Origin of the sequence: Flavonifractor sp. (assembly GCF_019422385.1) — a bacterium.
GTDB lineage: Bacteria > Bacillota > Clostridia > Oscillospirales > Oscillospiraceae > Flavonifractor > Flavonifractor avistercoris.
On record NZ_JAHZDL010000167.1, the window covers coordinates 1 to 1,946 of the forward strand.

2 protein-coding genes are annotated in these 1,946 nt (G+C 67.0%); both read left to right on the forward strand.

Annotation, left to right across the window (positions count from 1 at the left end; genetic code table 11):
- The coding region (locus tag QZ378_RS12830; RefSeq protein WP_291258548.1) for an ATP-binding cassette domain-containing protein at window positions 1–1,040 on the forward strand (1,040 nt) is incomplete at its 5' end.
- On the forward strand, window positions 1,033–1,946 hold a 914-nt coding region (locus tag QZ378_RS12835), incomplete at its 3' end, for an ABC transporter permease (RefSeq protein WP_291258549.1). The genes QZ378_RS12830 and QZ378_RS12835, both read left to right, overlap by 8 nt.

Sequence of the window (1,946 nt, forward strand, 5' to 3'; positions counted from 1 at the left end):
TGCTGCGCAACATGCGCGCCGACGGCAAGGCCATCGTCATCATCACCCACAAGCTCCACGAGGTCATGGCCCTGTCCGACCAGGTGGCGGTGCTGCGCAAGGGCAGGTACATCGGCACCGTCAACACCGCCGAGACAAACCCCCAGGCCCTCACCGAGATGATGGTGGGCCGGGCGGTGAGCCTGAACATCGACCGGCCGGAGGCCAAATATAAGGATCTGCGGCTGGAGGTGAAGGGCCTGACCTGCCGGGATCACGAGGGGGTCAAGACCCTGGACGACGTGTCCTTCCAGGCCTTCGGCGGCGAGATCCTGGGCATCGCGGGCATCGCCGGCTCGGGGCAGAAGGAGCTGCTGGAGGCCATCGCCGGCCTGCAGCATGTGGAGGCGGGCAGCGTGCTCTATTACCCGCCCCACCCCAACAGCGACATCGCCGGCTACCACGTGCCGGTGGACAGAAACGGGGAGGAGCTGGTGGGCAAGAACCCCACCCAGATCCGCAAGGTGGGCGTGTCCCTGGCCTTCGTGCCCGAAGACCGGCTGGGCATGGGCCTGGTGGCGGGCATGGACATGGTGGACAACATGATGCTCAAGACCTACCGGGAGCACAAGGGCCCCTTTGTAGACCGGAAGGCCCCCCGGGCCCTGGCCGAGCGGCTCATTGAGGAGCTGGAGATCGTCACCCCCGGCGTGTCCACGCCGGTGCGGCGGCTGTCCGGCGGCAACGTGCAGAAGGTGCTGGTGGGCCGGGAGATCGACTCCACCCCCACGGTGCTCATGACCGCCTATCCCGTCCGGGGCCTGGACATCAACTCCTCCTACACCATCTACGGCCTGCTCAACCAGCAGAAGCTGAAGGGCGTGGCCGTGATCCTGGTGGGCGAGGATCTGGACGTGCTGCTGGAGCTGTGCGACCGGATCCTGGTGCTCTGCGGCGGCAAGGTGTCCGGCATCGTGGACGGCCGGGGCGCCACCAAGGAAGAGGTGGGCCTGTACATGACCCACGTGGGCGGCGGAAAGGAGGCGGCACAGGATGCATAACGGCGAAAAGACCCCCCTGATCCGCCTGGCAAAGCGGGAGAGCATGCCGGCGGCGGCCCAGTGGGGCATCCGCATCGCGGCCATCCTGCTGGCCCTGGTGGTGGGCGGCCTGGTGATCCTGATCTCGGGCAACAACCCCGTCCAGGGCTACGCCACCATTGTGGAGGGCGCCCTGGGCAAGACCTCCGGCATCCGGCAGACGGTGAAGAACTTCATCCCCCTGCTGGGCGCCGCCCTGGCCATCGCCCCCTGCTTCAAGATGCGCTTCTGGAACATCGGCGCCGAGGGGCAGATCACCGCCGGCGCCATGTGCGCCACCTACTTCGCCCTGTTCTGGGCCGACCGGCTGCCCCAGGTGCCCCTGCTGCTGATCATGTGCGCCGCCGGCGCCGTGGGCGGCGGCATCTGGGCCCTGATCCCCGCCTTCTTCAAGGCCCGGTGGGGCACCAACGAGACCCTGTTCACCCTGATGATGAACTACATCATCATCGGCGTGGTCAAGTGGCTCCAGGGCGGGCCCTGGGAGAAGATCCCCCGGGGCAGCCAGCAGATCGAGCAGTTCGCGTCCAACGCCTGCCTGCCCCGGGTGGCTGGGGTGTACTGCGGGTGGATCATCGTGCTGGTGCTGACGGTGCTCATGTTCCTCTACATGCGCTACACCAAGCACGGCTATGAGATCGCCGTCATCGGCGAGAGCGAGAACACCGCCCGCTACGCCGGCATGAACGTGGGGTGGATCATCATGCGCACCATGTTCCTCTCCGGCGCCATCGCCGGCATCGTGGGCTTCCTGCTGGTCTCCGGCGCCAACAACACCCTCTACTCCGGCGTGGCAAACAACGCCGGTTTCACCGCCATCACCGTGGCCTGGCTGGCCCAGCTCAACCCCTTCGCCATGGTGGGCAT